Annotated in this window: 19 protein-coding genes; 9 read left to right on the top strand and 10 right to left on the bottom strand. The window is 68.9% G+C overall.

Going from position 1 to position 23,022, the window contains the following annotated elements; all coding sequences use genetic code 11:
• The first annotated feature begins 115 nt into the window (after nucleotides 1-115).
• Together E4191_RS00090 and E4191_RS00085 are read left to right on the top strand one after the other, a co-directional pair.
• Nucleotides 116-1,348 carry a putative DNA modification/repair radical SAM protein gene (locus tag E4191_RS00090; protein WP_135311595.1) on the top strand — a complete coding sequence of 411 codons (1,233 nt, stop codon included), beginning with the start codon at nucleotides 116-118 and terminating at the stop codon, nucleotides 1,346-1,348.
• A complete protein-coding gene (locus tag E4191_RS00085) occupies nucleotides 1,348-2,769 on the top strand; it encodes a UdgX family uracil-DNA binding protein (protein ID WP_135311594.1) in 1,422 nt (473 codons plus the stop codon). Before E4191_RS00090 ends, E4191_RS00085 begins: the two co-directional genes overlap by 1 nt.
• A gap of 96 nt (nucleotides 2,770-2,865) precedes the next feature.
• On the opposite strand, the gene E4191_RS00080 is transcribed toward E4191_RS00085, so the two are convergent.
• The 3 genes from E4191_RS00080 to E4191_RS00070 are packed head-to-tail and all read right to left on the bottom strand — an operon-like array spanning nucleotide 2,866 to nucleotide 5,979.
• Nucleotides 2,866-3,792 carry a glutaminase gene (locus tag E4191_RS00080; RefSeq protein WP_228461412.1) on the bottom strand — a complete coding sequence of 309 codons (927 nt, stop codon included), beginning with the start codon at nucleotides 3,790-3,792 and terminating at the stop codon, nucleotides 2,866-2,868.
• 56 nt (nucleotides 3,793-3,848) lie between these two features.
• Entirely contained in the window at nucleotides 3,849-5,072 is a 1,224-nt protein-coding gene (locus tag E4191_RS00075; RefSeq protein ID WP_135311592.1) for a UbiH/UbiF/VisC/COQ6 family ubiquinone biosynthesis hydroxylase, read from the bottom strand.
• A gap of 49 nt (nucleotides 5,073-5,121) precedes the next feature.
• Nucleotides 5,122-5,979, bottom strand: a complete 858-nt coding sequence (locus E4191_RS00070; protein WP_135311591.1) for an SDR family oxidoreductase — start codon at nucleotides 5,977-5,979, stop codon at nucleotides 5,122-5,124.
• A 95-nt stretch (nucleotides 5,980-6,074) separates the two neighbouring features.
• Here E4191_RS00070 and E4191_RS00065 point away from each other — a divergent pair, with 95 nt between their 5' ends.
• From E4191_RS00065 to pdeM, 7 genes are all read left to right on the top strand, one after another.
• Nucleotides 6,075-7,559, top strand: a complete 1,485-nt coding sequence (locus E4191_RS00065) for an AMP nucleosidase (RefSeq protein WP_135311590.1) — start codon at nucleotides 6,075-6,077, stop codon at nucleotides 7,557-7,559.
• 90 nt (nucleotides 7,560-7,649) lie between these two features.
• Nucleotides 7,650-8,006 carry an HU family DNA-binding protein gene (locus E4191_RS00060; protein ID WP_168217301.1) on the top strand — a complete coding sequence of 119 codons (357 nt, stop codon included), beginning with the start codon at nucleotides 7,650-7,652 and terminating at the stop codon, nucleotides 8,004-8,006.
• Nucleotides 8,007-8,194: 188 nt separating this feature from the next.
• A complete protein-coding gene (locus E4191_RS00055; protein ID WP_135311589.1) occupies nucleotides 8,195-9,085 on the top strand; it encodes a DMT family transporter in 891 nt (296 codons plus the stop codon).
• Between the two features lie 82 nt (nucleotides 9,086-9,167).
• Nucleotides 9,168-10,160, top strand: a complete 993-nt coding sequence (locus tag E4191_RS00050) for a ligase-associated DNA damage response exonuclease (RefSeq protein ID WP_135311588.1) — start codon at nucleotides 9,168-9,170, stop codon at nucleotides 10,158-10,160.
• Nucleotides 10,157-11,707: a cisplatin damage response ATP-dependent DNA ligase gene (locus E4191_RS00045; protein ID WP_135311587.1), complete on the top strand. Its 1,551-nt coding sequence runs from the start codon at nucleotides 10,157-10,159 to the stop codon at nucleotides 11,705-11,707. The genes E4191_RS00050 and E4191_RS00045 overlap by 4 nt, the downstream gene beginning before the upstream one ends.
• On the top strand, nucleotides 11,704-14,079 hold the full coding sequence (locus E4191_RS00040; protein WP_135311586.1) for a ligase-associated DNA damage response DEXH box helicase: 2,376 nt from the start codon (nucleotides 11,704-11,706) through the stop codon (nucleotides 14,077-14,079). Before E4191_RS00045 ends, E4191_RS00040 begins: the two co-directional genes overlap by 4 nt.
• Nucleotides 14,076-14,750: a ligase-associated DNA damage response endonuclease PdeM gene (gene pdeM / locus E4191_RS00035; RefSeq protein ID WP_135311585.1), complete on the top strand. Its 675-nt coding sequence runs from the start codon at nucleotides 14,076-14,078 to the stop codon at nucleotides 14,748-14,750. Before E4191_RS00040 ends, pdeM begins: the two co-directional genes overlap by 4 nt.
• Nucleotides 14,751-14,803: 53 nt before the next feature.
• Here the strand turns inward: pdeM and E4191_RS00030 are convergent, their stop codons facing one another.
• The 7 genes from E4191_RS00030 to dnaA form a co-directional block, all read right to left on the bottom strand.
• Nucleotides 14,804-15,553, bottom strand: coding sequence for an outer membrane protein (locus tag E4191_RS00030; protein ID WP_135311584.1), 750 nt, complete (start codon nucleotides 15,551-15,553; stop codon nucleotides 14,804-14,806).
• Between the two features lie 76 nt (nucleotides 15,554-15,629).
• Nucleotides 15,630-16,187: an IS630 family transposase gene (locus tag E4191_RS24060; protein WP_231714326.1), complete on the bottom strand. Its 558-nt coding sequence runs from the start codon at nucleotides 16,185-16,187 to the stop codon at nucleotides 15,630-15,632.
• Between the two features lie 34 nt (nucleotides 16,188-16,221).
• Nucleotides 16,222-16,548, bottom strand: coding sequence for a hypothetical protein (locus E4191_RS24055; protein WP_228461410.1), 327 nt, complete (start codon nucleotides 16,546-16,548; stop codon nucleotides 16,222-16,224).
• Between the two features lie 221 nt (nucleotides 16,549-16,769).
• Complete coding sequence (gene gyrB / locus E4191_RS00020) at nucleotides 16,770-19,208, bottom strand: DNA topoisomerase (ATP-hydrolyzing) subunit B (protein WP_135311583.1); 2,439 nt, start codon at nucleotides 19,206-19,208, stop codon at nucleotides 16,770-16,772.
• A 118-nt stretch (nucleotides 19,209-19,326) separates the two neighbouring features.
• On the bottom strand, nucleotides 19,327-20,403 hold the full coding sequence (recF, locus tag E4191_RS00015) for a DNA replication/repair protein RecF (protein WP_135311582.1): 1,077 nt from the start codon (nucleotides 20,401-20,403) through the stop codon (nucleotides 19,327-19,329).
• Nucleotides 20,400-21,518: a DNA polymerase III subunit beta gene (dnaN, locus tag E4191_RS00010; RefSeq protein WP_135311581.1), complete on the bottom strand. Its 1,119-nt coding sequence runs from the start codon at nucleotides 21,516-21,518 to the stop codon at nucleotides 20,400-20,402. Before dnaN ends, recF begins: the two co-directional genes overlap by 4 nt.
• Before the next feature lie 88 nt (nucleotides 21,519-21,606).
• The gene (gene dnaA, locus E4191_RS00005) at nucleotides 21,607-22,968 is read right to left on the bottom strand and encodes a chromosomal replication initiator protein DnaA (protein WP_176562594.1); all 1,362 of its coding nucleotides are present in this window, start codon (nucleotides 22,966-22,968) and stop codon (nucleotides 21,607-21,609) included.
• Nucleotides 22,969-23,022 lie beyond the last annotated feature (54 nt).

The raw sequence follows: 23,022 nt of genomic DNA, 5'->3' as shown, positions 1-23,022 counted from the left end.
TCACGTCTGCCGGATGGCGAGGCCCGCAAACCCTCGCGGCCCCGTGACGGTTCCGCATCATTTGTTTCAGCGCGGGCGCCTTGTCGGGAACACATACAGAACATATCTTGACCCCATGGCACAGCGCACCCTCGACCAGAAACTGGCGATCCTGTCGGACGCGGCGAAATACGACGCCTCCTGCGCGTCCAGCGGCACGACGCGGCGCGATTCGCGATCGGGCGGGATCGGCTCGGCCGGTGGGTCGGGGATCTGCCACGCTTATACGCCGGACGGGCGCTGCATCAGCCTCTTGAAGATCCTGATGACGAACTTCTGCATCTACGACTGCGCCTATTGCATCAACCGCGTCAGCAGCAACGTGGAACGCGCCCGGTTTTCCCCGGAAGAGGTCGTCAAGCTGACGCTGGAGTTCTATCGCCGCAACATGATCGAGGGGCTGTTCCTGTCCTCGGGCATCATTCGCAGCCCCGACCAGACCATGGGCGACATGGTCCGTATCGCGCGGATGCTGCGGATCGAGCATGGCTTCAAGGGCTACATCCATCTCAAGACCATCCCCGACGCCTCGCCCGATCTGGTGGCGCAGGCGGGGCTGTTCGCGGACCGCCTGTCGGTGAATGTCGAGCTGCCCCAGGATGCCAGCCTGCGCCAGCTGGCTCCCGAAAAGCGCCCCGAGACGATCCGCGCCGCCATGGCCGATGTCCGCTTGGGCCGCGAGGCCGCCAAGGACCGCAGCCATAGCGGCAAGCGCCCGCCGCGTTTCGCCCCCGCAGGCCAGTCCACGCAGATGATCATCGGCGCAGATGCGGCGACCGACCGCGACATCCTGACGACCTCGGCCAATCTCTATTCCGGTTATCTGCTGAAGCGGGTCTATTATTCGGCCTTCTCGCCCATTCCCGATGCCTCCGCTGCCCTGCCCCTGATCAAGCCGCCCTTGATGCGCGAACATCGCCTGTATCAGGCCGACTGGCTGATGCGCTTTTATGGCTTCGACGCGGACGAGATCGGCGCCGCCCACCCCTCGGGCAACTTGGATCTGGCCATCGACCCCAAGCTGGCCTGGGCGCTGGCCAACCGGGCGCAGTTCCCCGTCGATGTGGCCCGCGCCCCGCGCGAGATGTTGCTGCGCGTGCCGGGCTTTGGCACCAAGACGGTCACCCGCCTGCTGGCGGCGCGCCGCAACGGGTCGGTGCGCTACGCCGACCTGCTGCGCATGGGCGCGATCATGTCCAAGGCCCAGCCCTTCGTGACGCTGCCCGACTGGACCCCCGGCGCCCTGACCGACAGCGCGGGCCTGCGCGCCCGCTATGCGCCGCCGCCCGAACAGCTGTCCCTGTTCTGATGATCCGCGTCCCACTGCCGCGCTTTGCGCGCTTCGACGCCTGGCGCGCGGCGGCCCGCGACCTGGCCTCTGCCCGCATCCCGCCCGAGGAGGTGACCTGGGCCGACCTGGACACGCCCCCCGATCTCTTCGGCGCCGACCCCCTTCCCGCGCCGGGCGACCACTCCGTCACCGCCACGCAGGACTTCCTGCAACTGGCCCGCCAGGTCGCCAGCCATTCCGACCCCGAACGCTGGTCGCTGCTCTACACCGCGCTGATCCGCGCGCAGTCCGACCGTCGCTACCTGACCAACCCCGCCGACCCGATGCTGGACCGCCTGACGCGGCTGGCCAAGTCGGTGCGCCGCGACATCCACAAGATGCACGCCTTCGTCCGCTTCCACGAACTGCCCTCGGACGGCCCCCGCCGCAGCTTCGGCGCCTGGTTCGAACCCGAACACCCGATCCTCGAGGCCGGAACCCCCTTCTTTGCCAAACGCTTCGCCGACATGGACTGGCTGATCGCCACGCCCGAGGGCACGGCCCGCTTCACCGGCGCGGGCATCGCCTATGACGACCCGGCCCCGCGCCCCGACCTGCCCGACGACGCGAACCACATCCTGTGGCAGACCTATTTCGCCAACATCTTCAACCCGGCCCGCATCAAGACCAATGCCATGCGGTCCGAGATGCCGAAGAAATACTGGAAGAACCTGCCCGAGACGCGGCTGATCCCCGACATGCTGGCCGATGCCCCGCGCCGCGTGCAGGCCATGCGCGACGCGGGCGCCACCGACGCCCCGGCCTTCGCCCCCAGGATCACCGCCCGCCTGCGCCAGCAGCCCGACGACAGCCTGCCCGAAACGCTGGACCAGGCCGCCACCCAGGCCGCCCGCTGCACGCGCTGCGATCTCTGCCATGCCGCCACCCAGACCGTCTGGGGCACCGGTGCCCCCACCGCGCCCCTGATGATCGTGGGCGAGGCCCCGGGCGATCACGAGGACCTGCAGGGCAAGCCCTTCGTCGGCCCCGCAGGCCAGCTTCTGCGCCGCACCATGGCCGAGGCCCATCTGCCCGCCGACCGCGCCTGGCTCACCAATGCCGTCAAGCATTTCCGCTTCACCCCGCGCGGCAAGCGGCGGATGCACCAGACCCCCGACCGCCCCCATGTCGAGCACTGCCGCTGGTGGCTGGACCTCGAACGCCGCTTCACCGCCCCGCGCCTGACCGTGGCGCTCGGCGCCACCGCGGCCTTCGCCCTGACCGGCAACCGCAAGCCGCTGACCCCCCGTCGCGGCACCATCGAGCCCGCCTTCGACGGCGGCCCGGTCCTCATCACCTGGCATCCCAGCCTGATCCTGCGCCTGCCCCCCGACCGCGCCCCCGCGGCGCTGGCGGAACTGCGCGCCGACCTGACCCGCGCCGCCGAACTCACCGCCTGATTTCATCTTGGCGGAAATATCCCCGGGGGGTGAATTGGCCGCAGGCCAAGAGGGGGGCCGGCAGCCCCCCTCTCTCCCTTCACCGCCGCGCGGCGTTCAGCCGAAGACCGACCAGCCCGTGAACTCGGCCAGCCGCTCGGCGGCCAGCGTGCCCATGCGCGAATTGCCCCAGCCATCCAGCCCCGGCGACCAGATCGCGATCGAGGCCTTGCCCGGCGCGATCACCAGAAGCCCCCCGCCCACGCCGGATTTCGCGGGCATGCCCACGCGAAAGGCGAAGTTGCCCGACCCGTCATACTGCCCGCAGGTCATCATCATGGCGTTGATCCGCCGCTGCTTGACCGGCGACAGCAGCGCGGGCGCGCAGTCCAGCCCCGCGATCACCCGTCCGGCGCGGGCCAGCTGTACGCAGCTCATCTCGATGGCGCATTGATGGATATAGGTGCCCAGCACGTGATCGGGCGGCGCCTTCAGGTTGCCAAAGCTGCGCAGGTAATGGACCAGCGCAGTGTTCCTGTGCCCGGTGCGGGCCTCGGACCGGGCCACCGCCTTGTCGATATGGATGTCGTCGTCCTCGGCGGCGGCGCGCACGAAGGCCAGGATCTCGGCCAGCGCCTGCCGGGGGCTGCGCCCGGTCAGCAGCTCGTCGGTGACGACCAGCGCGCCCGCGTTGATGAAGGGATTGCGGGGGCGGCCCTTCTCCTGCTCCAGCAGCAGGATTGAATCGAAGCGGTCGCCCGAGGGCTCGCGCCCGACCCGCCGCCACAGCTGCTCGCCGATCCGGCCCAGCACGCAGGCCAAGGCAAAAACCTTGCTGACCGACTGGATCGAGAATCGATGGCCCGCCTGCCCCGCGGTCAGCACCTGACCGTCGGCCAGGGCGATGGCCATGCCGAACTGCGCCGGGTCGATCCGCCCCAGTTCGGGAATGTAGTCGGCGACCTCGCCCCAATCGCCTGCGGCGCGGATGTCGCGGTCCAGATCCTGCAGAATCTGATCAAGCGTCATGTGATCACGCGTCATGGGGCCCCCCGGAATGCACGCCCCCTATGGCGCGAAACCGCGATCACCGCCACCCGCTAGAGCGCGCGTCCCGCCAGAAGGCGCGGCATCGGATCGACCGACAGGCCCGCCGCCTGCCGCATGAAGCTCCGCCGCAGCCCCGGAAGCGCGGTGACGATCCCCATCCCCGCGCCCCGCAGGGCCGAGACCAGCGCGTTGTCGGTGCCAAACAGCCGGTTCACCCCGTCCATGCCCAAGGCCAGCGCAGTGCCATCGAAGCGGCGCCAGCCCTGATACCGTTCCAGCACCAGCTCGCTGCCGATCTCCTCGCCGCGCCGGGCGGCCTCGACCAGCACTTCGGCCAGGGCGGCGACGTCGCGCAGGCCCAGGTTCAGCCCCTGCCCCGCGACGGGATGGACCCCATGCGCCGCATCGCCCACCAGCGCCACGCGCGGCGCGGCATAGCGTTCGGCCAGCGACAGGCTGAGCGGATAGGTGAAGCGCGGCCCGGCCAGCCTCAGGCCGCCCAGGAAATCGCCGAAGCGCGGGCGCAGCACCGCCAGGAAGTCGTCATCCGACAGGGACGCGATGGCGCCGGCATTGGCCCGCGTCTCGGACCAGACCACGCTGGAGCGGTTGCCGGGCAGCGGCAGGATCGCCAGCGGCCCGGTCGCCATGAAGTACTGATGCGCGATGCCCTCGTGCGGTCTGTCATGGTCGATGGCCGCGACCAGCGCGGTCTGGCCGTAATCCCAGCCCTGCCGCCGGATGCCCGCGCGGGAGGCCACGCCCGATCCGCGCCCGTCCGCGCCGACCAGCAGCCGCGCCTGCATCCGCCGCCCGTCCGACAGCGTGACGGTGACGCCCGCCGGGCCGGGCTCCTGACCGGTGACCGAGATCCCGGGCAGATGCGTGACCCGGTCCGCCATCGCGGCCATCAGCGCGCGGTGCAGGAAGCGGTCCTCCAGCATGTGGCCCACGGGGCCGTCCTCGGTCTCGGCGCTGTCGAAATGCAGAAAGAACGGGGCCGCGCCGTCGCCGGGGCGGCCTTGGGACGCCTTGACCTGGCGGATGGGCTGGCTGTCGCCCGAAAGCCCTTCCCACAGGTCCAGCGCCGTCAGCAGCCGGACCGAGGCCAGCGCCAGCGCATAGGCGCGCCCGTCGAACCCCTCGCCGGAGCGCGCGGTCGCGGGGCGCGGATCGACCACCGCCACCGACAGGCCCGCACCGGCCAGCGCCAGCGCCAGGGTCGGGCCGTTCAGCCCGCCCCCGGCAATCAGAACGTCAACGTCATGTGTCATCTGGCGATCAATGCATGGGGACAGGGTGAAGGCAATGCGGCGCGCGGCCTCAGCCGGGATCCTCGGCCGCCAGCAGCGCCGCCAGCCCGCTGCGATAGTCGGGATAGCGCAGCCGCACCCCCAGGTCGCAGATGATCCGGTCGTTCCGGACCCGCTTGCTGTCGGCATAGAAGGACCGCGCCATGGGCGACATCTGCGCCCGGTCGAAGGGCACCTCGGGCGGGATGGGCAGGCCCAGAAGCTGGGCCGCATGGGCGATCACGTCCTGCGGCGGCGCCGGGTCGTCGTCGCAGACATTGTAGATCCCGATCGGTGCGGGCGCGTCGATCGAGGCCAGCAGCACCTGCGCGATATCCTCGACATGGATGCGCGAGAAGACCTGCCCGGGCTTGATGATCCGCCGCGCGGTGCCGTCGCGGACCTTCTGGAACGGCCCGCGCCCGGGACCGTAGATTCCCGCCAGCCGGAAGATGTGCAGCGGCAGGCGATGCGCGGTGGCCAGCGCGCGCCAGTCGGCCTCGGCCCGGATCCGGGCCTGGCCGCGGGCGCCCGATCCGTCCAGCTCGCTGTCCTCGTCGACCCAGCCCCCCTGCCGGTCGCCATAGACGCCGGTGGTGGACAGATAGCCCAGCCAGCGCGGCCGGGCGCGGGTCAGGTCGTTGCGGAACGCCCGCAGGACCGGATCGCCCTCGTCCCCGGGCGCGGCCGAGACCAGGATCGCGTCGGCATCGGGAATGGCGGCGCGGACCGCCTCCTCCTGTCCGGGCCAGATCAGGGGGGTGGCCCCGCAGGCCGCCACGCGGTCCGCGTCGCTGCGGGTGGTGCCGGTGACCTCCCAGCCCCGCGCGGTCAGCAGGGGGGTCAGATAACCGGCGGAATAGCCATGGCCGAATACGAGCATCTTCATGACCGCACCGTAACGGCGCACGCCGGGCTGCGCCAGATGCTTGCCTGCCGTGCGCCCTGCTGGCAGGGTCGCAGGCAACCGGAAGGACCAGACAGATGACCCCAGATTCCCGCTTTCTGCCCGTCAGCACCCCCGCCCCTCAGGCCCGCCGCGACTTCACCGACGCGGCGCAGGCCGTGGCCCATCTGCAGGCGCTGTACGCAGAGGCGACGGGGTTCCTGCTGGACCATTTCACCGCCATCCTGAACGGCGCGGCCCCGCAGGCGCGCTATCGCGCCTTCTACCCCGAGGTGCGGCTGGTCGTGCCCACGCATGGCAAGATCGACAGCCGCCTGTCCTTCGGCCATGTCGTGGCGCCGGGCACCTATGCCGCGACGATCACGCGCCCCGACCTCTTCGGCGGCTACCTGACCGAGCAGCTGGGCCTGCTGGTCAAGAATCACGGCGTCCCGGTCAGCATCGGCCCGTCCGAGACGCCGATGCCCGTCCATTTCGCCGTCGCCGCGCAAAGCGACCTGGCCGTGCCGCAGGAGGGCGTGCTGGATTTCAGCCTGCGCGACGTCTTCGACGTGCCCGACCTGAACACCATGAACGACGACATCGTCAACGGCGTGGCGGGCCCCATGCCCGACGGCAGCCAGCATCTGGCGGCCTTCACCGCGCAGCGCGTCGACTATTCGCTGGCGCGGCTGGCCCATTACACCGCCACCGCGCCCGAGCATTTCCAGAACTTCGTGCTGTTCACCAACTACCAGTTCTATGTCGACGAGTTCGAGGCCTTCGCACGCCGCGCCCTGTCGGACCCCTCCCTGGGCTATACCGGCTTCGTGGCGCCCGGAAACCAGCAGATCACCGACCCGCAGGGCCAGATCGCGGTGCTGTCCAAGATGCCGCAGATGCCCACCTATCACCTGACGCGCGCCGACGGGCAGGGCATCACGCTGGTCAATATCGGCGTGGGACCGTCGAACGCCAAGACCGCCACCGACCACATCGCCGTGCTGCGCCCGCATGTCTGGCTGATGGTCGGCCATTGCGCGGGCCTCAGGAACAGCCAGTCGCTTGGCGATTTCGTGCTGGCCCATGCCTATCTGCGCGAGGATCACGTGCTGGACGACGACCTGCCCGTGTGGGTGCCCATCCCCGCTTTGGCCGAGGTGCAGGTCGCCCTGCAGCAGGCCGTGGCCGAGGTCACGCAGCTGGACGGCTACGAGCTGAAGCGCATCATGCGCACCGGCACCGTCGCCACCATCGACAACCGCAACTGGGAATTGCGCGACCAGTCCGGCCCGGTCCACCGCCTGTCGCTGTCGCGGGCCGTGGCGCTGGACATGGAAAGCGCCACCATCGCCGCCAACGGCTTCCGGTTCCGGGTGCCCTACGGCACGCTTCTGTGCGTCAGCGACAAGCCCCTGCACGGAGAGCTGAAGCTGCCCGGCATGGCCACCGATTTCTACCGCACCCAGGTCGCCAACCACCTGCTGATCGGCATCCGGGCGATGGAGAAGCTGCGCGAGATGCCGCTGGAGCGGATTCATTCCCGCAAGCTGCGATCCTTCACCGAGACGGCATTTCTCTGACGTGGCGACAAAACGCCAGCAAATGCAGGTTTTCGCGCGACAGGCGAAAAAGGCTTGATCTGCCGGTGAAAACCGTGTGTAGCAGGCGTTATGCCGCAAAAGGCGCAATTTGTGGGCCCGTCGGAACAGGGCAAGAGGAGACAGACCATGGCTACGGCTGCTGCAAAACCGATGACCAAAACCCAGCTGGTGGCGACCATCGCCGAAGAAATGGGTTCGGACAAGAAATCGGCCACGGCCGCGCTGGACGCGATCGTGGCGGTCGTGACCCGCGAAGTCGCCGGTGGCGGCGCGGTCACCCTGCCCGGCCTGGGCAAGATCGCCTGCCGCGCACGCCCCGAGCGTCAGGTCCGCAATCCGCAGACCCAGGAAATGATGACCAAGCCCGCCGACAAGCAGGTCAAGTTCACCATCGCGAAGGCCCTCAAGGACAGCGTCAACAGCTGATCCCCGCCTGAGCCGATGACATCAAGGGGTCGCGCCTTCGGGCGCGGCCCCTTTTTCCATGCGCCGGCCCTGCTGTGCCCACCCTGCCGCCGGTTTCGGCAATCCGTGGGGGCGGTCACGTTTGCGCCTTTCCGCCGCGCGGAGGCTCTGCTAGCCGTTTTGCATCACCTGCAAGAAAGGCCCCCGCCATGGATGTTCGTGCGCTGCTGATGGGCCTGGGGTTTGCGGTGATGTGGGCCTCGGCCTTCACCTCGACCCGGATGATCGTGACCGAGGCGCCGCCGCTGTTGTCGCTGGCGCTGCGGTTTGCGCTGTCGGGGGTCATCGGCGTGCTGATCGCGCTGGCGATGGGGCAGAGCTGGCGCGGGCTGACGCGCGTGCAATGGCGTGCGGTGGTGGTGCTGGGCCTGTGCCAGAACGCGCTCTATCTGGGGCTGAACTGGACGGCCATGCAGTGGATCGAGGCCGGGCTGGCCTCGATCATCGCGGCGACCATGCCGCTGCTGGTGGCCTTCTTGGGCTGGACGCTGATGGGCGAACGCCTGCGCCCGATGGGCACCGGCGGGCTGCTGCTGGGGGTCTTGGGCGTGGCGATCATCATGGGCGCGCGGCTGCAGGGCGGCAGCGATCCGACCGGCATCGTCATGTGCTTTGTCGCGGCGCTGGCGCTGGCCGTGGCCACGCTGACCGTGCGCGGCGCCAGTTCGGGCGGCAATGTGATGATGATCGTGGGCCTGCAGATGCTGGTGGGCGCCGTGACCCTTGGCCTGATCGCCCCGTGGTTCGAGGACTGGACGGTGACCTATACCCCGCGCCTGGTCATCGCTTTCCTCTATACCGTGATCGTGCCGGGACTGCTGGCGACCTGGGTCTGGTTCCTGCTGGTGGGCCGGATCGGCGCCGTGCGGGCGGCGACCTTCCATTTCCTGACGCCCTTCTTCGGCGTCGCCACCGCCGCCCTGCTCTTGGGCGAGGATCTGGGTGCGGGCGACGTGATCGGCGTGGCGATCATCATGGCGGGCATCCTGGCGGTGCAGCTCTCCAAGGCGCCTCCGGTGCGCCGCCCCCCGCCCAGCTGACGGGCCCCAGAGCGAGGGACCCGCAGGCGGGCCTGGGGCGTTGGGCGGTTGATTTTCACGAAACGTTCGCCAGTCTGGATTCATGCGCGCCGATCAGATCCTGCACCCGACCGAGGCCGGGCTTTACTGCCCGCCCGGCGATTTCTACATCGATCCCGTCCGCCCGGTTCCCCGCGCGCTGATCACGCACGGCCATGGCGATCATGCCCGCGCGGGCCATGGCGCGGTCATGGCGACCCGGCAGACGCTGGAGATCATGGCGATCCGCTATGGCGAGGAGTTCACCGCGCACCGGCAGGCGGACGAGGGCGTGGCGCGGATCGGCGGCGTGCAGGTCAGCTTTCATCCGGCGGGCCATATCCTGGGCTCAGCCCAGATCGCGGTGATGCCGGACAAGGGGCCCAAGATCGTCGTCTCGGGCGATTACTGCCGGGCGCCGAACCCGGTCTGCGCGTCCTACGAACCCGTGCCCTGCGACATCTTCGTCACCGAGGCGACCTTCGGCCTGCCGGTCTTTCGCCACCCCGATCCCTTGCTGGAAATGACGCGCCTGATCGCCAGCATGGCCGAATTTCCGGAACGCCCGCATCTGATCGGCGCCTATGCGCTTGGCAAGGCGCAACGGGTGATCGCGCTGGCGCGTCAGGCGGGCATCGACGGCCCCATCGCCATCCACGGCGCGCTGCAGCGCCTGTCGGATTACCATGTGGAACAGGGCATCGACCTCGGCCCACTGGTGCCCGCCACCGCGAAGGAGGTGCAGGCCCAGCTGGTCATCGCGCCACCCTCGGCCTTCGCCAGCGCATGGGTGCAGCGGTTCAGCGATCCGGTGATCGGCTTCGCCTCGGGCTGGATGGCGGTGCGGGCGCGGGCGCGACAGCGCGGGGTGGAACTGCCCCTGGTCATCAGCGACCATGTGGACTGGCCGCAGGTCACGCAGACGATCACGGAACTGGCCCCCGAAGAGGTCTGGATCACCCACGGCACCGAGGAAGGCCTGATGCGCTGGTGCGAATTGCAGGGCATCGCCTCGCGGCCCCTGCGGCTGGTGGGCTACGAGGACGAGCCCGAATGAGGGGCTTCGCGCATCTGCTGGAACGGCTGGCCTTCACGGCTGCGCGCAACGCGAAGCTGCGGCTGCTGCGGCATTATCTGGAACAGACCCCCGACCCCGACCGCGGCTATGCGCTGGCCGCGCTGACCGGCGACCTGAAGCTGCGCGCAGTCACCCCGGGCCTGTTGCGCGGGCTGATGGCCGAGCGGATCGACGGGCAGCTGTTCGCCATGTCCTATGATTTCGTGGGCGATCTGGCCGAAACCATCGCGCTGCTGTGGGACACGGACCGCGACGAGGATGTGCCGCTGCATCAGGCCGTGGCCCTGCTGTCGGACACCGGCCGTGCGGGTCTGCCTGCCGCGATCACCGCGATGCTGGACCGGCTTGGCCCCTCGCAGCGGCTGGCCTTCCTGAAGCTGGCCACCGGCAACATGCGCGTGGGCCTGTCGGCGCGCATGGCCCGCATCGCGCTGGCCGAGATGGGCGCGCCGCAGGTCAAGGATATCGAGGAGATCTGGCACGGCCTAGCGCCGCCCTATCAGCCTTTGTTCGACTGGATCGCGGGCGGCATCCGGCCCGAACATGCCGCGCTGGCGCCGTTCCGGCCCGTCATGCTGTCCACCCCGGTCGATCTGGACCAGCTGCGCGCCTTCGATCCGGCGCTGTACACCGCCGAATGGAAATGGGACGGCATCCGCGTGCAGGCGATCAACGACGGCGGCACGCGCAGGCTCTATTCCCGTACCGGAGAGGATGTGGGCGCGGCCTTCCCCGACCTGCTGGAGGCGCTGAATTTCGACGGCGCGGTGGATGGGGAACTGCTGGTCCGCCGGGGCCTCGACGTGGCGCCCTTCGGCGATCTGCAGAAGCGGCTTGGCCGCAAGGTCGTGGGCCGGGCCATGCTGGACAGCCATCCCGCCAGCCTGCGGGTCTATGACGCGATGATCTGGCAGGGCCGCGACCTGCGCGACCTGCCGCACGAGGCGCGCCGCGCGATCCTGGAGACGGCGGATTTCGGCAGCGACCGGATCGACCTGTCGCCCCTGCTGCCCTTCTCGACCTGGGACGATCTGGCCGCCCTGCGCGCCGACCCGCCCAGCATCGTCATCGAGGGCGTGATGATCAAGCGCCGCGACAGCGCATACGTCGGCGGGCGCCCGCGCGGGCCGTGGTTCAAGTGGAAGCGCGATCCGATGGTCGTGGATGCGGTGATGCTCTATGCGCAGCGCGGGCATGGCAAGCGGTCGGGCTTCTACAGCGATTTCACCTTCGGGCTGTGGGACGGCGACACGCTGGTCCCGGTCGGCAAGGCCTATTTCGGCTTCACCGACGAGGAGCTGCGCGAACTGGACCGATTCGTTCGCAACAACACCACCGAACGCTTCGGCCCCGTCCGATCCGTCGCGCCCAAGCTGGTGCTGGAGGTCGCGTTCGAGGGGCTGAACGCCTCGCCCCGCCACAAGTCCGGCGTGGCCATGCGCTTTCCCCGCATCAGCCGCATCCGGTGGGACAAGCCGGCGACCGAGGCCGACCGGCTGGAAACGCTGAAGGACATGATCCCGTGACCCTGCCCCCGGCCTTTCAGGACTGGTTCGCGCGGCAGGGCTGGGAGCCCCATCCCCACCAGATCGACCTGCTGAACGCCAAGGGCGACAGCCTGCTGATCGCCCCCACCGGCGGCGGCAAGACGCTGGCCGGGTTCCTGCCCAGCCTTGTGGAGCTGACGCAGCCGCACAAGGGGATGCACACGCTGTACGTCTCGCCCCTGAAGGCGCTGACGGCGGATATCGCGCGCAACCTGGCCCGGCCCGTGGCCGATCTGGGGCTGGAGATCCGCATCGAGGACCGCACCGGCGACACCCGCGCCAGCCAGAAGGCGCGCCAGAAGGTCGATCCGCCCGACATCCTGCTGACCACGCCCGAATCATTGTCGCTGATGCTGTCCTATGAACAGGCGCCTGCGATCTTCGGGGGCCTGCGCCGGGTGGTGCTGGACGAGCTGCACGCCCTGGCCGAGAACAAGCGCGGCGACCAGCTGATGCTGGGGCTGGCGCGGCTGCGGACACTGGCGCCCGACCTGATCGTCACCGGGCTGTCGGCCACCGTCGAGGATCCGGACCGGCTGGCGAGTTTCATGGGCGGGGCGCGGGTCATCAATGCCGATCCCGGCCCCGATCCCGACATCGCCATGCTGCGCACCGCCCGGTCCGCCCCCTGGTCGGGCGGCGGCGGGCATTATGCCGTGCCCGACGTGCTGGCCGAGATCGCGCGCGCCACCACGACCATCATCTTCATGAACACCCGCGCCCAGGCCGAGCTGTTCTTCCAGGCGATCTGGGCGCAGAACGACGACAACCTGCCCATCGGCCTGCATCACGGCAGCCTGGCCCGCGACGCCCGCCAGCGGGTCGAGGCGGCGATGGCGGCGGGCGAGTTGCGCGCCGTGGTGGCGACCGGCAGCCTGGATCTGGGCATCGACTGGGGCGCGGTCGATCTGGTCATCCAGGTCGGCGCGCCCAAGAACGTCAAGCGGCTGGTGCAGCGGATCGGGCGCGCCAACCACCGCTACAACGCGCCCTCGCGCGCCCGCATCGTGCCCGCCAACCGCTTCGAGGTGATCGAATGCGTCGCGGCCCTCGCCGCCGTGCGCGAGCGCGATCTGGACGGCGACCCGCGCGGGCCGGGGCCGCTGGACGTGCTCTGCCAGCATATCCTGCTGACCGCCTGCGCGGGTCCCTTCGAGGCCGACGCGCTTTATGCCGAGGTGCGGACCGCCGGCCCCTATGCGGCGCTGGCGCGCGCCGACTTCGACGCCTGCCTGGATTTCGCGGCGACCGGGGGCTATGCGCTGCGGGCCTATGACCGCTGGCAGCGGCTGATGGCCCGCGACGGGCTGTGGGGGCTGCGCGATCCCCGCGCGGCCCGCGACCTGCGCATGAACATCGGCACCATCGTCGAGCCCGAATCGCTGAAGGTCCGCTATCGCGGCCGGGGCGGCGCGATGCTGGGCGAGGTCGAGGAGGGATTCGCGGCCACGCTGGAACCGGGCGACACCTTCCTGATCGGCGGGCAGACCGTCCGCTATGACGCCCTGCGCGAGATGGTGGTCGAGGTCACCCGCCAGCCCGCCAAGGAGCCCAAGATCGCGCTCTATTCCGGGCTGAAGCTGGCGACCTCGACCCAGCTGTCGCATCGGGTGCTGGCGATGATCGGAGATCCCACCCGCCACGCCGCCCTGCCCGAGGATACGCGCGACTGGCTGGCCCTGCAGGCCCGGGTCAGCGCCCTGCCCCGCCCCGGCACGCTGGTCTGCGAGACCTTCCCGCGCAACGGGCGCTGGCATTTCTCGCTGTTCGGCTTTGCCGGGCGCAACGCGATGCAGACGCTTGGCCTGCTGATGACCCGCACGATGGAGGTGGCGGGCCTGGGTCCCTTGGGCTTCATCGCCACCGATTACGCGCTGCTGATCTGGTCGCTGGACGCGGTCACCGACCCCGCCCCCCTGCTGGACCGCGACGCCCTGCGCGAGGGCCTGGGCGACTGGCTGGGCAGCAATGCGGTGATGAAGCGCAGCTTTCGCAACGTGGCCACGATCGGCGGGCTGATCCAGCGCAACCTGCCCGGCCTGCGCAAGTCCGGTCGGCAGGCGACCTTTTCCAGCGACATCCTGTACGACACGCTGCGCCGCTACGATCCCGACCACCTGATGCTGCGGATCACGGCGGAGGAGGCGCGGCGGGGGCTTGTGGATTTCGGCCGGATCGAGGAGATGCTGGACCGCTCGGACCGTCTGGATCACCGGATGCTGGACCGCGTCTCGCCTCTGGCCGCCCCCCTGCTGCTGGAATACGGGCGCGTCCCCATCGCGGGCCACGGGGTCGAGCGGCTGGCCGAGGCGGAGGCCGCGGCCCTGATGGCAGAGGCAGGATTGACGTGACCGCCCATTCCTTCGATTTCGACGGCCAGCGGCTGGAGGCCCGGGCCTCGGGCGCGCTCTACTGGCCCGCCCGGCGCTGGCTGGTCGTGGCCGACATGCATCTGGGCAAGTCAGAACGCATGGCCCGGCGCGGCGGCATGCTGCTGCCCCCCTACGAGACGCAGGCCACGCTGGACCGGCTGCAGGCCGAGATCGCCGCGACCGACCCGCTGACGGTCGTCAGCCTGGGCGACGCCTTCGACGACGACGCGGCGGGGCGGGGCCTGCCCGACGACATCTGCACGCGGCTGCGCGACATGGCGCAGGGGCGGTCCTGGATCTGGGTCAGCGGCAACCACGATCCCGGCGCCATCTGCCCGCGCATGCCCGGCACGGCGGTGGACGAACTTCACGACGGGCTGATCCTGCGCCACGAGGCGGGCACGGGCCCCGATGTCTCGGGCCATTACCATCCCTGCGTCCGTCTGGCCGGGCAGCGGCGGCGCTGCTTCCTGGTCGGGCGCGACCATCTGATCCTGCCGGCCTTCGGCGCCTATACCGGCGGCCTGCCGGTGGACGACCGCGTGCTGTCGGCGCTGGTCCCGCAGGGGCTGGCCATCGCCTGCGGCAGCCGGGCGCTGCCCGTGCCGGTGGGCGAGGGGCTGGCGCGACGATCCGCCCGGCGTGCATGACGAAGGGGCCGGCGCTTGCGCGACCGGCCCCTCCGACTGCTGTCCCGACAGGATCAGAACTTGAAGTTCGCGCCCAGCTTGATGCTGCTATGCGCGGTGCTGGTCGCGCTTTCCAGCGTCTCGGCGCCATCCTCGTAGCTGATCTGCTCGTTGCCCAGATCGCGGTACTGGTATTCGGCAAAGACCGACACGCGATCGTTCATCGCGCGCTCGACGCCCAATCCGGCGGCCACGCCCGTGGCGGTGATGCTGTCGGACTGCGAATCGGTCAGCGTGGTGGCGGTGTAGTCGAAATTGCCGCGCGCCACGCCGAACGTTCCATAGACCAGCGTCTGCGGATCGACCGAATAGCCGGTCTTCATGACCAGCGTGACGATGTTCTGCATCTCGGCTTCCAGTTCGAAGTCGCCCCCTTCGAAGGTGCTGGCCAGATCGGCGTCGACCGATCCGACCTCGACACCCAGCTCGGGGCCGAACACCCACCGATCGCGCTGCCAGCGATAGCCGACATGCACGGCAGCGGTGGCACCGGACACGTCCAGATCGCCCAGGTTCAAGGCGCGACGGCCTTCGATCGGCACGCCATCGAGCGTCGGCACAATGCCGACGACGTCATCGGCGCCGAAGATGTAGCCGAGCGATCCGCCCGCATAGGCACCCTGCCAGGCGCCGGCGACCGAAACCGGGGCGACCTCGATGGGCGCGACCTCGACCACGGGGGCGATGACGCCGCCGGCCAAAGCAGAGCCTGCACCAAGCGCCAGCGCGGCGGTGCAGACGGACAAAGTGGTTCTGATGGACATGGGGATACTCCTGACACAGGGGCCGCGCAGGCCCGGTACTCGCAAGCGATTGCAGATCCCCTAGAGCCGGTTGCACTCAATCGACCTCATATCCTGCGGCTTTGAAGTAGTTGTAGCATTCCTCGTCGGAGAACAGGTTGCAGACTTGGCCGACCGCGGCCCATAGCTGGTCGTAGGTCCGTGCGGCAGCTTTTCTGACAAGAGCCTTGAGCTTGGCAAATGCCATTTCAATCGGATTGAGGTCGGGGCTGTATGGCGGCAGGAACAAGAACCACGCGCCGATATTGTGCAGTGCAGCCGCTGCGGCAGGGCTCTTGTGGCTGGAGAGGTTGTCCAGAATGACGACGTCGCCGGCCCGGAGCGTCGGGACCAGTTGGGTTTTGATATAGAATTCGAACATCTCAGCGTTCATCGCCCCGTCGATCACCCAAGGCGCGTCCAGCCGGTCATGGCGCAGCGCTGCAATGAAGGTCTGGCTCCGCCAATGTCCAAACGGCGCATGATCCACGAAACGTTGTCCGCAAGGCGACCAGCCGGTGGTCTTGGTCATGTTGGTCTTGAGCCCGGTCTCATCAAGAAAAACGAGCCGCTCCAGATGGTTGGCCATGAAGGGTTGGCGCCTCGCGACCCAGATATGACGCAGGCCGGCAACATCCTGGCGCTTCTGTTCAAGCGCCTGCAGGGCTTTTTTTGTGTGTCAATCCGAGCCCGCGCAACATCCGCCAGACAGTGGCACGGTGGACGGCGATGCTGTGGATTTGGGCCAGTTCAGCCACCAGTTCATTGAGCGTGATCTCGCCTTTGGCCGTGACACGCGCCTTGAGCCAACCGGCCACGCCCACCAGCTTCCCGTGTCCGCCGCCATTGCCTTGCTGTCTCGGCGTCAACAACCCGGTCTCGTGTCGCAGCTTCACCAGATCGTTGACAAATTTTGGCGAAACACGAAAGTGCCGCGCAGCCTCGCGATGCCCATGCCCCTCGTCCACATAGGTCACGACCCGCGTCCGAAGCTCTATTGGATGTGGCTTGCCCATCAGATCCCCCATGTCTGTCTCAGCAGAAGGGAATCACATCCCATACTGGTGGGGAAGCCTGAATCTTGATGCCTGAGACATGCTCTAGCCCAAGCGCAGACTATTCGTACATATAAAACGGATCAGTTCATCACATTGCCGCGGCCGCGTGGATTTTATGCCACAAGCCGCGCGGCCTGACGTCAGGTGTCCAGGTTCTCCACGTTCAGCGCATTCTGCTGGATGAATTCGCGGCGCGGCTCGACCACGTCGCCCATCAGCTTGGTGAACAGATCCTCGGCCTCGGCCACGTCCTCGATGCGGACCTGCAGCATGGTGCGGGCGACCGGGTCCAGCGTGGTTTCCCACAGCTGTTCGGGGTTCATCTCGCCCAGACCCTTGTAACGCTGCAGCGACAGGCCCTTCTCGCCCTCCAGGAACACGGCCTGCAGCAGCCCCAGGGGGCCGTGGATCGGCTGGTCCCGGTCCTTGCGGATCAGGCGGGCGGGCTTGGCATAGATGTCCTGCAGGCTGTCGGTCATCTCGCCCAAGCGGCGGCTTTCGCCGCTGCGCAGCATCTGCCCGTCCAGGGTCCGGGTCTCCTCGACGCCGCGCAGGGTGCGCGACAGGCGGATGCCGGCGTCCTGCGTCGGGCGTCCCTGCCAGCCGCGTTCGTATTCCTCGGCGATCTGGTCCAGACGGTCGGCGATGGCGCTGGCCACGCCCTGTGCGTCCTGATCCAGCCGTCCCGGCACCAGCGCGCCCGCGATGGCGGCCTGTTCGGTGATATGGGGCGGGTAATGGGTCGGATAGGCCCGCAGGATGCGCCTGGCCACACGGGCCTCCTCGACCACGCGGGCCAGATCGAGCCCCCGGATCTCTTCGCCCGAGGCCAAGCGCAGGCCCGCCCCCTCGACGCCCTGCTGGATCAGGTACTCCTCCAGCGCGGCCTCGTTCTTCAGATAGACCTCGGAGCGGCCGCGGCCCACCTTGTAGAGCGGCGGCTGCGCGATATAGAGATGCCCGCCCTCGATCAGCTCGGGCATCTGGCGGAAGAAGAAGGTCAGCAGCAGCGTGCGGATATGCGCGCCGTCGACATCGGCATCGGTCATGATGACGATCTTGTGGTAGCGCAGCTTCTTCAGGCTGAACTCGTCGCGCCCGATGCCGGTGCCAAGCGCGGTGATCAGCGTGCCGATCTGGTCGCTGCCCAGCATCCGGTCGAAGCGCGCGCGTTCCACGTTCAGGATCTTGCCGCGCAGCGGCAGCACGGCCTGGTTCTGCCGCGACCGGCCCTGTTTGGCCGACCCGCCCGCCGAATCGCCCTCGACGATGAACAGCTCGGACAGCGCCGGGTCCTTTTCCTGGCAATCGGCCAGCTTGCCGGGCAGCGAGGCCACGTCCATCGCGGTCTTACGCCGCGTCAGCTCGCGCGCCTTGCGGGCGGCCTCGCGGGCCAGCGCCGCCTCGATGATCTTGCCGACGATCTGGCGGGCCTCGGCGGGGTTCTCCTCGAACCATTCGGCCAGCTTCTCGCCCACCAGCTGCTCGACCGCCGGGCGGACCTCGGAGGAGACCAGCTTGTCCTTGGTCTGGCTGGAGAATTTCGGGTCGGGGACCTTGACGGAAAGCACGCAGGTCAGGCCCTCACGCGCGTCATCGCCGGTGAAATCGACCTTTTCCTTCTTCGCGATGCCGCTGTCCTGCGCGTATTTCCCGATCACCCGGGTCAGCGCGCCGCGGAAACCGGCCATGTGGGTGCCGCCATCGCGCTGCGGGATGTTGTTGGTGAAGGGCAGCACGGTCTCGTGGTAGCTGTCGTTCCACCACATCGCGACCTCGACGCCGATGCCGTTCTTCTCGCCGGTCATGAAGATCGGCTGCGGCATCACCGGGGTCTTGGACCGGTCCAGATACTTGACGAATTCCCGCACCCCGCCCTCGTAGAACAGCTCCGAGGTCTGGACCTCGGCATGGCGGCGGTCCTCCAGCAGGATCCGCACGCCGCTGTTCAGGAAGGCCAGCTCGCGCAGCCGGTTCTCCAGCGTCTTGAAGCTGTAGTCGAGATTGCTGAACGTCCCCTCGGGGTCGGTGACCTTGGAGGAGGCCATGAAGCGCACCTCGGTCCCTTTCTCGCCCGCAGGCGCGTCGCCCACGACGATCAGCGGCTTGACCGTGTCGCCGCGCTCGAAGCGGACGTAATGTTCCTTGCCGTTGCGCCAGATGCGCAGCTCCAGCCAGTCGGACAGGGCGTTCACGACCGAGACGCCGACCCCGTGCAGACCGCCCGAGACCTTGTAGCTGTTCTGGTCGAACTTGCCGCCCGAATGCAGCTGGGTCATGATGACCTCGGCCGCGCTGATGCCCTCGCCGGTGTGGATGTCGGTGGGGATGCCCCGGCCGTTGTCGCGCACGCTGACGCTGCTGTCGTTGTGGATGATGACCGTCACGTAGTCGGCATAGCCGCCCAAGGCCTCGTCGATGCCGTTGTCCACGACCTCGTAGACCATGTGGTGCAGCCCCGACCCGTCGTCGGTATCCCCGATATACATGCCGGGGCGCTTGCGAACGGCGTCCAGCCCCTTGAGAACCTTGATGGAATCTGCGCCGTATTCGGCAGGCTGGGCGGCGGTGTCGGTCATGCGTCGGGCTTTCTGTACATCATGCCCTGATATAGGCCCTGAGCCCGGCAAAGTCACGGCTTTGACTGGATTTTTCGGACCTGTCGGCGGGTTTCTCGCATCCGGGGACCGGGCGGGCTCAGGCCGCCTCGTCGGCGCGCGACCGGCCGGCGGATTTCGTGACCGACAGGTGCCGGGCGGCGGGGCCCAGGGCCGCGAACAGCTCGGGGCCGGTGCCGGTCAGCAGGCTCTGCGCCGGCAGCACGGCGATGCGATCGTAGAGCGCCGCGCGCCGGTCGGCATCCAGATGCGCCGCGACCTCGTCCAGCAGCAGCAGCACAGGCTGGTCGGACAGCGCGCGCGCATTGGCCAGGATCAGCGACAGCAGCAGCGCCTTCTGCTCGCCGGTCGAGGACAGCGCGGCGGGCATGTCCTGCGGCCCCCAGATCGCGCCCAGATCGGCGCGATGCGGGCCGCTGAGCGTGCGCCCTGCGGCCAGATCGCGGGGACGCATCGCGGCCAGGCGGGCGGCGATGCTGGCGGGGTCGGGATCGTCGGCCGCCCCCTCGCCCGGCAGCAGGGTCAGGCGGGCGGCGGGGAAATCGGTGCCGCCATCCTGCGCGGCCATGATCGCCGACAGGGCGGCGGCGCGGTTGCGGGTCAGGGCGGCGCCCGCCTCGGCCATCTGCGCCTCCAGCGCGCGGAACCAGCCGGGATCGCGGATCTGGTCGCGCAGCAGGCGGTTCCGTTCGCGCATGGCCTTCTCGTAGGCCAGCGCATGGTCGGCATGGTCGGGCTGCAGCGACAGGGTCACGCGGTCCAGGAACCGCCGCCGCCCCTCGGGCGCGTCCGACCACAGCCGGTCCATCGCGGGCACCAGCCAGATGACCCGCACCAGCCGCGCCAGCGCCGTCTGCGTCACCGGCTTGTCGTCGACACTCACGCTGCGGGTCTGGCCGGGCGGGGCCAGCGTCTCGACCGCCTGGTCGCCCAGGGTGGCGCGCAGCCGCCAGCCCGCCTCGACCCCCTGCCGGGCCTGATCGGGCGCGGCCACGCTGCGCAGGCCCCGACCGGGCGCCAGCATCGAGACCGCCTCGAGGATGTTCGTCTTGCCCGAACCGTTCGGGCCCCAGATCGCCAGCGGGCGCGCATCCAGATCCAGATCCAGCCGGGGCCAGGACCGGAACTGCGACAGGCGCAGCGCCGTCAGTGTCACACGCGCATCGGCATGACGACATAGACCGCGCTCAGATCGCTGCCCTCGCGGATCAGCGCCGCATCGCCCGAGCCGTTGAACAGGAAGACCGCATTGTCGCGATCCACCTGGCTGGCGATCTCCTGCAGGTACTTGGCGTTGAAGCCGATCTCCAGCGGCTCGTCGGCATAGGCCACGATCAGCTCCTCCTCGGCCGCGCCCGCATCGGGGGCGTTCACCGACAGGACCAGCCGGTCGCCGTCCAGCGACAGCTTGACCGCGCGCGAGCGTTCGCTGCTGACGGTGGCCACGCGGTCGACGGCGCGGGCGAAATCGGCGGCGTCCACCTCCAGCTTGCGGGTGTTCCCTTGCGGGATGACGCGGCTGTAATCGGGGAAGGTGCCGTCGATGACCTTCGAGGTCAGCGTCAGCGTGGGCGTGGCGAAGCGGATCTTGGTCTCGCTGACGCTGACCGCGATCTCGGCCTCGTCATCGTCCAGCAGCTTGCGCAGCTCGCCCACGGTCTTGCGGGGCACGATCACGCCGGGCATGTCCTCGGCGCCCACCGGCAGCGGCGCGTCGATGCGGGCCAGACGGTGGCCGTCGGTCGCCACGCAGCGCAGCACCGGGCCGTCCTCGGACTTGGAGACATGCATGTAGACGCCGTTCAGATAGTACCGCGTCTCTTCGGTCGAGATGGCGAATTTCGACTTGTCGAACAGCCGCCGCAGCACCGTCGCGGGCGCCTTGAAGTTGGCGCTGTATTGCGACGAGGCCATGGCCGGGAAATCGTCGCGCGGCATGGTCGCCAGGCTGAAGGAGGACCGCCCCGCCTGCACCGACAGCCGCCCCGTGGCGGCGTCCAGCGCCAACTGCACCAGCGCCCCGTCGGGCAGCTTGCGCGCGATCTCGTTCAGCATCACGGCGCTGACGGTGGTGGCGCCGGGGCGTTCCACCTGCGCCATGGCCATGTCCACCACCTCGGTGTCCAGGTCGGTGGCGCGGAAGCTGACGCCCTCGGGCGTGGCCTCGATCAGCACGTTAGCCAGGATCGGGATGGTGTTGCGGCGCTCCACGACCGATTGGGCCTGCGACACGGCCTTGACCAGAACGGCCCGCTCGATCGAGAATTTCATCTGTGTCCCCTGTCCACATAGGCGCTTCGGCCCGTTCGTCGGACCTGATGTGTAACCGCCCGCGCGGGCGCTCACAAGATTTTCGTGATCAGGCTTCCAGCATCCGCTTCAGCACGGCGATATCCTCGACCATGGCGCTGTCCTCGACCAGCAGCTCCTCGATCTTGCGCACGCCGTGCATGATCGTGGTGTGGTCGCGCCCGCCGAAGCGGCGGCCGATTTCCGGCAAGCTGCGGCTGGTCAGCTGCTTGGACAGGTACATGGCGATCTGGCGGGGCCGGGCGACGTTGCGGGCGCGCTTGGGGCCCATCATGTCGGCCAAGCGGATGTTGAAATGCTCGGCCACCTTGCGCTGGATGTCGTCGATGTTGATCTTGCGGTCGTTGGTGCGCAGGATGTCGGCCAGGCATTCCTGCGCGACCTCCAGCGTGATCTCGCGGCGCAAGAGGCTGGCATGCGCGAACAGGCGCTGCAGCGCGCCTTCCAGCACGCGCACGTTGGTGGTGATGCGATGGGCCAGGAATTCCAGCACGCCCGCGCCGATCTCCAGGTCGGGCTGCTGGGCGCAGAAGACCTCGGTCTTGGACTGCAGGATGCCCAAGCGCAGCTCGTAGGTGGTGGGGTGCAGATCCACGATCAGCCCGCAGGACAGGCGCGACTTGATCCGTTCCTCCAGGCCCTTGATCTCGGCCGGGGCGCGGTCGGCCGAGATGACGATCTGCTTGCCCTGATCGACCAGCGCGTTGAAGGTGTGGAAGAACTCCTCCTGCGTGCTGTCCTTGCCGGCGATGAACTGCACGTCATCGACCATCAGCATGTTCACGTTGCGGAACATGCCCTTGAAATCCATGATCGTGCTTTCGCGCAGGGCCTGCACGAAGCGGTACATGAACTGCTCGGCCGACAGGTACAGCACCTGGGCCGCCGGGTGGCGGGCCTGATAGTCATGCGCGATGGCATGCATCAGGTGCGTCTTGCCCAAGCCCACGCCGCCATAGAGGAACAGCGGGTTGAAGCCGATCGGCCCGCCCTCGGCCACGCGGCGCGCGGCGGCATGGGCCAGCTCGTTGGGCTTGCCCACGACGAAATTGGTGAAGGTGTAGCGCGGGTCCAGCGGCGCGCCCAGATCGGCGCGCGGGGCGCGGGTGGTGGGCACCTCGGCGGGCTGGCCGGCAGGGGCCGCGGCCTGGGCCGAGGCGCGCGGCGCGGGGCTGCCCACGTCGAAGCGCAGGCGTTCGACGACCGCGCCGTTGCGGGTCAGCACGGCCATGATGTCCTTGGCGAAATGCCGGTTCACCCAGTCCGAGATGAACCGCGTCGGGCTGACGAACCGTGCCGCGCCCTCATCGATGGCGGTCAGGCGAAGCGGCTTGATCCAGTGGTTGTAGTTGTTCGGCCCCACGCTCTGTTCCAGCTCGGCGCATGCCTGACCCCAGATCCTGTCCATCATCGTCCCGTTTCCCGTGCCTGTCCCCGATCCCCGCCGGATGATCCGGCGGGACAG

Source organism: Paracoccus liaowanqingii, assembly GCF_004683865.2.
In the GTDB taxonomy this organism is placed as follows: domain Bacteria; phylum Pseudomonadota; class Alphaproteobacteria; order Rhodobacterales; family Rhodobacteraceae; genus Paracoccus; species Paracoccus liaowanqingii.
This window is presented reverse-complemented; position numbering and strand designations above follow the sequence as displayed.

Bases quoted from the DNA above. Each gene is read 5' to 3' on its own strand.
- E4191_RS00085 (WP_135311594.1), top strand. From the start codon at position 1,348: ATGATCCGCGTCCCACTGCCGCGCTTTGCGCGCTTCGACGCCTGGCGC.
- E4191_RS00075 (WP_135311592.1), bottom strand. From the start codon at position 5,072: ATGACACATGACGTTGACGTTCTGATTGCCGGGGGCGGGCTGAACGGC.
- E4191_RS00070 (WP_135311591.1), bottom strand. From the start codon at position 5,979: ATGAAGATGCTCGTATTCGGCCATGGCTATTCCGCCGGTTATCTGACC.
- E4191_RS00050 (WP_135311588.1), top strand. From the start codon at position 9,168: ATGCGCGCCGATCAGATCCTGCACCCGACCGAGGCCGGGCTTTACTGC.
- E4191_RS00065 (WP_135311590.1), top strand. From the start codon at position 6,075: ATGACCCCAGATTCCCGCTTTCTGCCCGTCAGCACCCCCGCCCCTCAG.
- E4191_RS00030 (WP_135311584.1), bottom strand. From the start codon at position 15,553: ATGTCCATCAGAACCACTTTGTCCGTCTGCACCGCCGCGCTGGCGCTT.
- E4191_RS00090 (WP_135311595.1), top strand. From the start codon at position 116: ATGGCACAGCGCACCCTCGACCAGAAACTGGCGATCCTGTCGGACGCG.
- dnaA (WP_176562594.1), bottom strand. From the start codon at position 22,968: ATGATGGACAGGATCTGGGGTCAGGCATGCGCCGAGCTGGAACAGAGC.
- E4191_RS00060 (WP_168217301.1), top strand. From the start codon at position 7,650: ATGCCGCAAAAGGCGCAATTTGTGGGCCCGTCGGAACAGGGCAAGAGG.
- dnaN (WP_135311581.1), bottom strand. From the start codon at position 21,518: ATGAAATTCTCGATCGAGCGGGCCGTTCTGGTCAAGGCCGTGTCGCAG.
- E4191_RS00080 (WP_228461412.1), bottom strand. From the start codon at position 3,792: ATGACGCGTGATCACATGACGCTTGATCAGATTCTGCAGGATCTGGAC.
- E4191_RS00045 (WP_135311587.1), top strand. From the start codon at position 10,157: ATGAGGGGCTTCGCGCATCTGCTGGAACGGCTGGCCTTCACGGCTGCG.
- E4191_RS00055 (WP_135311589.1), top strand. From the start codon at position 8,195: ATGGATGTTCGTGCGCTGCTGATGGGCCTGGGGTTTGCGGTGATGTGG.
- gyrB (WP_135311583.1), bottom strand. From the start codon at position 19,208: ATGACCGACACCGCCGCCCAGCCTGCCGAATACGGCGCAGATTCCATC.